Below are 7,362 nucleotides of genomic sequence, written 5' to 3'. Positions count from 1 at the left end.
CGTGTTCGTCGAGGTCAGCGCCCACCCCGTCCTGGTCTCCAGCATCACCGAGACCCTCGGTGACACCGGAGCGGCCGTCGGCACCCTCCACCGCGACAAAGGCAGCCTCGAACGCTTCGCGGAATCCGCCGCCGACGCATGGTCCCACGGAGTCACCGTCGACTGGCCCACCCTCCTCGAGCCCTACCACGCACACACCGTCGAACTGCCCCCCTACCCCTTCCAACGCCAGCACTACTGGCTCCAGCCCGAACCCGCCGTCGCCTCGAACAGCGATCCGCGACCGTCCGAGCAACCGATGGAGCAGGTGGCCCTGTTGGGTGTCCGACTGCCGTCGTCCCCGCTCGCGCAGGCGCAGTTCGCGCCACGGCTCGATCCCGTGGCACACCCCTGCCTCGGCGACTTCGTCGTCGGCGGGCGGCCGGTGGTCAGCGCCGGGGTGTTCGTGGAGTCGTTGGTCGAAGCGGTCACCGAACTCGACGGGCCGGGAGCGGTGTCCGTCAGGGACCTGGAGCTTCCGGTCGACCTGGTGCTCGAACCGGTCGATGCCGGCCGGTCGACGGCGGTACCCGTGCGCGCCGCGCAACTCGTCCTGGACGCGGGCCGGTTCCAGTACTTCGCTCAGGACTCGGCCGGCGGTTGGCAACTGCACGCGCAGGGGCGGGTCCGGCCCGGAGCGTCGGCCGCCCCCACGGTGACGCTCGCACCGGTCGGGTCGGGCCGTGAGCTGACCGGAGACGAGCTGTACCGGCTGCTGTGGCAGCGCGCGATGTATCTGGGCTCCGCCGCACGCCGGGTGGAGCGTGTCAGGCTCGGCCGTGGTGAGGCCACCGCCGAGATCCGGCCCGCTGTGCCCGGTGAGGCAGAGGCCTACGTGATCCACCCCGGGCTGGTGGACGCGATGTTCCAGACCGCGCTGGTCTGCTTCCCCATGGACGGCCCGGCCCTCGTGCCGGTCGGTCTCGACCGCTTCGTCCACTACCACCGGGTAGGCCGCGAGGACGAACTGCGATGTCACGCCGAACTGTTCGACGACGGCACACGGGCGCGCATCCGGCTCATCACCGCGCACGGCCGGCTGGTCGCCGAGGCCGACGGCGTACGCTTCGCCCCCGCCCTGACCCGGCCGGCGACGGAACCCCCGACCACGCGGGAACCCGCGGCCGAACAGGCACCCGCAGCTGGGTCCGAGCCGCGCCGGCGAGCCGCGGTTGCGGCGGCCCCGGCACCGGCCGACGTGCCCGAAGCGACGCCCGCCGTGACACCCGAGGCGGCGCGTGCCTTCGTGATCCGGACCGTGGCCCAGGCGCTGGGCACCGCTGCGGCCCGGCTCGACGCCCGGCAGTCGCTGCAGGCGCTGGGCCTCGACTCCCTGATCGCGATGAAGATCCGGACGACACTGGACCGGGAGTTCGACGTCCTGCTGCCGATGACGGCTTTCCTCAGCGGCCGCAGCACGGACGACATCACCGAGGACGTGCTCACCGCGCTCGGCACCGGAACCGAGGCGGACACCTCGCAGGCCGAGGGCGGAGCCACCGCGGCGGACGGTGACGACGCGGAGCGCTACGAGCCGTTCGGCCTGACCGACCTCCAGCAGGCGTACCTCGTGGGCCGCGGCGAGGCGTTCGAACTCGGCAACACCTCCACCTACTTCCAGATCGAGATCGACCTGGAGAACGTGGATCTGGGCCGGCTCGGCGCGTCCTTCCGGGCGATGATCGAACGCCACGACATGCTGCGGGCGGTCTTCACCCCCGAGGGCGAGCAGCGCGTACAGCGCGATGTCCCGGCCTATGTGATCCGTGAGACCGACGTTTCGGGCCTTGCTCCGGCCGAGCGCGAAGCCGCCCTGGACGCCGTTCACGAGGAAATGCGGCACCAGGTCTTCGACACCACCCGCTGGCCGCTGTTCGACGTGCGGGTGACCCGGATCGACGACCGGCTGATACGGCTGCACGCCGGCTTCGACGCCCTGGTCATCGACGGCTTCAGCACGTCCATCCTGTTCAAGGAGTGGGCCGCGCACTACCGCGGTGAGACGCTGCCCGAGCTGCGTCTGCGCTACCGGGACTACGTCCGGCAGGCCCGCGCCCTGGAGTGCGGACCGGAGCACGACCGGGCACTCGCCTACTGGCGGGACCGGCTCGACACTCTTCCGCCCGCTCCCCAGCTTCCGCTGGCCGTCAGCCCGTCCAGCCTGGACCGGCCGGTGTTCAACCACCGTGGGGCGACCCTGTCGAAGGAGGACTGGGCCCGGTTCAAGGAGCACGCGGCGAGTGCCGGGGTCAGTCCCTCAGCGGCCCTGTGCACCGCGTACTCGCAGGTCATCGCGGAGTGGAGCGCCACTCCCGACTTCTCGCTGAACCTGCTGTTCTTCAACCGGCTGCCCCTGCATCCGCAGGTCGGCGACGTCATCGGCAACTTCTCCACCACCCTGATGCTGGAGATCCGCGACTCGGCCGGCGAGGCGTTCGCCGCCCGCGCCGCCGACGTCCAGCGCCAGCTGTGGAGCGACCTGGAACACAGCCAGGTCAGCGGTGTACAGGTGCTCAGGGAGCTGAACCGGGCCCGTGGCGCCTCGGTGCGGGCCGCCGCGCCGGTCGTCTTCACCAGCCTGGTCAACTTCGCGGGTCAGCAGGACACCGAGGAGCGCGGAGTCGTGCAGTACCTGGCCGGAATCGGTGAGAACGGCCGCCAGGTGAGCAGCTCGGTCCGCACCCCGCAGGTATGGCTGGACCACCAGGCGGTCGAGGAGGCCGGTGAACTCGTCCTCAACTGGGACGTGATCGAGGAGCTGTTCCCGGCGGGCTGCATCGACGCCATGTTCGCCGCCTATCTGCGGACGCTGCACGACCTGTCCCACGACCCGGCGGCCTGGCAGCGGCCCAGGCCCGCCCTCACACCGGCCGCCGACCTGGACGTACGTGCCGCGGCCAACGCCACCGACGGGCCGGTACCCGACGGGCTGCTGCACGACGCGGTCCTCGCCCAGGCCGCTGCCACACCCGACGCGCCCGCGGTCGTCTCGCAGGCGCTGACCCTGACGTACGGGGACCTCGATCGCAGGTCCGGCCAGGTGGGGCACCGGCTGCACGCTCAGGGAGCCGGCCCCGGCGACCTGGTGGCGATCGTCATGGACAAGGGCTGGGAGCAGGTCGTCGCGGCCCTCGGCATCCTGCGGGCCGGGGCGGCCTACGTCCCGATCGACGCCCGTGTGCCCTCCGAGCGGCTGCACGTGCTGCTGGAGAGCGCCGGGATCAGCCGGGTCGTCACCCAGCCGTGGGTGGACGACACGGCCGACTGGCCGCAGGACGTGGTCAGGACCGTGGTGCGGGCCGACGACGAGGGCGAGGAGCGCCCGCTCGGCCCGTCCGGCGCCAAGCCCGGTGACCTCGCCTACGTGATCTTCACCTCCGGCTCCACCGGGCTGCCCAAGGGCGTGATGATCGAGCACGGCGCGGCCCTGAACACGGTGGTCGACGTCAACGAGCGCTACGGCGTCACCGCCGCGGACCGGGCTCTCGGACTGTCCGCGATGCACTTCGACCTGTCGGTCTACGACGTCTTCGGACTGCTGTCGGTGGGCGGCGCCCTCGTCCTGCCCGAACCGTCCGCGCACCGCGAGCCCGCACGCTGGGCGGAGCTCGTCCAGGAGCACGGGGTGACCATCTGGAACAGCGTGCCCGCGCTGATGGAGATGTTCACCGAACACGCACTCGCCAACCAGCTCACGGGTCTGCCGCTGCGGCTGGTCATGATGAGCGGGGACTGGATCCCGGTGACACTGCCCGGCCGGATCCGGCTGCTGCTGCCTGAGGCCGAGCTGTGGAGTCTCGGCGGCGCCACCGAGGCGTCGATCTGGTCGATCCTGCATCCCATAGGGGAGCTCCCGGACGACTCGGTGAGCATTCCGTACGGCAAGGCGATGCGTAACCAGCGCTTCCACGTGCTGGACGGCGCGCTGCGGCCCTGCCCCGTGTGGGTGCCGGGCGATCTCTACATCGCCGGTGTCGGTCTGGCCCGCGGTTACCTGAACGACGAGGCCAAGACCCGCGCCGCGTTCCTTCACCACCCGGTCACCGGTGAACGCCTCTACCGCACCGGCGACCTGGGACGCGTCCTGCCGGACGGCACCATCGAGTTCCTCGGCCGGCAGGACTCCCAGGTCAAGATCCAGGGTTACCGCATCGAACTGGGCGAGGTGGAAGCCGCTCTCACCCAGTGCGAGGGGGTACGGGCCGCCGCGGTCGTCGCGGCGGGCGAACAGCACGGGCCGAAGCGGCTGATCGCCTACGTCGTCCTCGACGAGGGGCGCGACGACACCGAGCAGCAGATCATCGGGGCGCTGCGTCAGGTGGTCCCGCAGCATCTGGTGCCGCAGCGCGTCCTCGTCCTGGACAAGCTGCCGCTCAGCGACAACGGGAAGGTCAACCGGACGGTGCTGCCCGCACCCGACGGGGTCGCGGTCGAGGGCGCGGGCTTCGTCGCACCCCGCGACGACGTGGAACGCCGGCTCGCGGAGATCTGGGAGGAGTTCTTCGGGGTGACGGAGATCGGGGTGACCGCGAGCTTCTTCGAACTCGGCGGGGACTCGCTGCTCGCGGTGCGGCTGATGGCCAGGATCGCCCGTGGTCTGGGCCGGAGCCTGCCGCTGTCCACCCTCTTCGCCCGGCCGACCATCGAGCTGCTCGCCCAGGCGGTCCGGGAGGCCGGCAGCGGCGACACCGGCAGCGGGGCTCTGGTACCGGTACGCACGACCGGCTCGCGGACTCCGCTGGTCTTCGTGCACCCCGTCGGCGGCGACGTGCTCTGCTACGCCGAACTCGCCGAACTCCTCGGCGAAGAGCAGCCGTTCTACGCGCTTCAGCTGCCGGACACGGCACTCCTCACCGTCGAGGACATGGCCACCCACTACGCCGCGGCGCTCCGCGAGGCGCTGCCCGACGGCCCGTACCGGCTCGGTGGCTGGTCGATGGGCGGGGTCATCGCCCTGGAGATGGCGGCCCAGCTCACCGCGGAGGGCGCCGAGGTGGATCTGCTGACCGTGATCGACCTGATCGAACAGCCGGGACCGGCCGAGGGCGCACCCGTCTCCGACGAGGTGCTGCTGTCCTGGTTCGCCCGGGACCTGGCGGGTCTTGCCGGAGTGGACTGGGAGCTGCCGCCCGAGGCGTTCGACGGCCGCCCGCCGGTGCAGGTGCTGCACACGGAGGCCCGTGCCGCCGGGGCGCTGTCCGAGGACATCGGCCTCGACACTCTGAGCCGTATCGTCGGCCGGTTCCAGAACAACTACCGGGCCCTCCTGCGCTACGCGCCCAGCAGCTTCGCCGGGCGGGTGGTGTCGCTGCGGGCCGCCGACGGGGGCGCGACGGTGGAGACGGCGTCCCGCTGGATGGAGTACTTCCCCGGCGACGCCACCCTCGTCGACGTACCCGGCGACCACTACACGGTCATGCGCGGCGAGCGGCTGCGCGTCCTGGCCGGTGAGCTGCGCCGGGCCCTCGACGCCTGACCGACCCGAACCGGCCGGGTCGCCTCTCCGGCGGCCCGGCCGATCAACCCCCGGACCGGTCCTGTGCGTCCGGCGGGGTCCAGGTCCAAGAAGTGAGGACATTCGATATGCGAATTGATCAGGCCGACCGCAAGCGGCGGCCGACCGGTGTCGGCCCCGTCGAGGAGCGGGGCCGGGCCGTCGGCCACTCACCGGCGTCGGCCGGCGCCGGTGCCGGAGCGAGCCGATGAGCGCGTTGCCGGCCACCGTGCCGGTCGCCGTCATCGGAGCGGGCCAGTCCGGTCTCGCTGCCGGGTACCACCTGCGGCAGGCCGGCGTACGGTGTGTGCTGCTCGACGCGGGGAGCGAGGTCGGCGAGACCTGGCGGCGGCGCTGGGACTCGCTGACGCTGTTCACGTCCGCCCAGTTCTCGGGTCTGCCTGGCCTGCCCTTCCCGGGCGACGGTGCGCACTACCCCGGCAAGGACGAGGTCGTCAGCTACCTGCGCGACTACGCCGAGCGGTTCGACCTCCCGGTGCTGACCGACCACCGGGTGCTGTCGCTGCGCAGGGACGGTGACGGCTATCTGCTGTCCACCACGCACGGCGACTGCCGGGCGGACCAGGTCGTGATCGCGACCGGAGCGTTCGGCGCCGCCCAGGTCCCGGAGTTCGCCGCCGGGCTGAGTCCGGACGTACGCACCCTGCACACCAGCGACTACCAGGGCCCCTCCCAGGTGCCGCCGGGCACCGTGGTGATAGTCGGCGACGGCAACTCCGGCAGGCAGATAGCCGGGGAACTGGCCGGGAGCCACAGCGTGGTGCTCAGCTGCAGCGACACCGTCTCTCCCCCTCTGCCGCAGACCGTCGTCGGCCGGGACATGTTCTGGTGGATGAGCGTCCTCGGCGTGATGAGCCTCCCGGTGAACATGCAGGCACCCGACCCGGTCGTGGGCGACCGGGTGCCCGAGCTGGCCGAGGCGGGCCGGATCCGGACGGTGGGCCGGATCACCGCGGCCGAGGGCGCCGAACTGCTGGTCGCGGACGGCGAGCGCATCAAGCCGTCCACCGTGATCTGGGCGACCGGCTACCGCACCGACTGGAGCTGGCTCGACCCGGAGATGCTCGACGACGCCGGGCAGCCACGTCACACCGAAGGCCTGGGAGCGCTGCCGGGCAGCTACTACCTGGGGCTGTACCGGATGCGTACCCGCGGCTCGGCGCTGATCGGCTTCGTCGGCCACGACGCCGAACGCGTCGCGGCGGCTATCACCACCGCCCACCGCACCACGACCACCTCTCCCACGGCAGAAGGCGAGCCGTCATGACCGGCGCGACCAGTGCTACCTCCGCCGAACTCGACGTACTGGGCGCGCTGTTGGCGTTCGACTTCATCGGGTTCGCACAGAAGTCCACCGCCCTCGACCCCCACGGGCCGCACTACGGGCAGGCGGTCGCCGCGGCCTTCGGGCTCGCGGCCCGCCGCCGCTTCCCGCAGGGTGCGACCCCGCAGGAGATCAGCGGATACGTCGACGGCTTCCTCGGCTCGCTGGAGGCCTGCGCGGAGGATTTCGACCCGGCGTTCCTGGAGCGCCTCGTCGCCGAGGGCCTGCACGGGGGCACGGCACCCGGCGTCGAGCACCTGGACCCCGAGACGGCGATCCAGGCCCGGCTGGTGCTGACACTACGGCTGGTGCGGGAGCTGGGCTACGGCCCTGACGAACAGCGGGAACTGCTGGCCGAGGCGGCGCTTGGGACGTCGGCCTGAGACGTCGGAGGGCGGCGCTTGGGACGTCGGCCTGAGACGTCGGAGGGCGGCGCTTGGGACGTCGGCCTGAGACGTACGGCACGGCGCTCCGGGTGATCCGG

At 71.9% G+C, this 7,362-nt stretch carries 4 protein-coding genes; all 4 read left to right on the top strand.

Annotated features, from left to right (window positions below):
• Positions 1–5,515, top strand: a 5,515-nt coding sequence (locus OO67_RS35670) for a non-ribosomal peptide synthetase (protein WP_157841671.1), incomplete at its 5' end; no start/stop codon positions are given.
• Between the two features lie 107 nt (positions 5,516–5,622).
• The gene (locus tag OO67_RS40460; protein WP_279626897.1) at positions 5,623–5,745 is read left to right on the top strand and encodes a hypothetical protein; all 123 of its coding nucleotides are present in this window, start codon (positions 5,623–5,625) and stop codon (positions 5,743–5,745) included.
• The gene (locus tag OO67_RS14700) at positions 5,742–6,821 is read left to right on the top strand and encodes a flavin-containing monooxygenase (RefSeq protein WP_033300406.1); all 1,080 of its coding nucleotides are present in this window, start codon (positions 5,742–5,744) and stop codon (positions 6,819–6,821) included. The genes OO67_RS40460 and OO67_RS14700 overlap by 4 nt, the downstream gene beginning before the upstream one ends.
• Positions 6,818–7,261, top strand: a complete 444-nt coding sequence (locus tag OO67_RS14695; RefSeq protein WP_033300405.1) for a hypothetical protein — start codon at positions 6,818–6,820, stop codon at positions 7,259–7,261. Before OO67_RS14700 ends, OO67_RS14695 begins: the two co-directional genes overlap by 4 nt.
• Positions 7,262–7,362 lie beyond the last annotated feature (101 nt).

Origin of the sequence: Streptomyces atroolivaceus (assembly GCF_000717025.1) — a bacterium.
In the GTDB taxonomy this organism is placed as follows: Bacteria; Actinomycetota; Actinomycetes; order Streptomycetales; family Streptomycetaceae; genus Streptomyces; species Streptomyces atroolivaceus.
The sequence above is the reverse complement of the archived record's forward strand: the minus strand, read 5'-3'. Positions and strand labels throughout refer to the sequence as shown.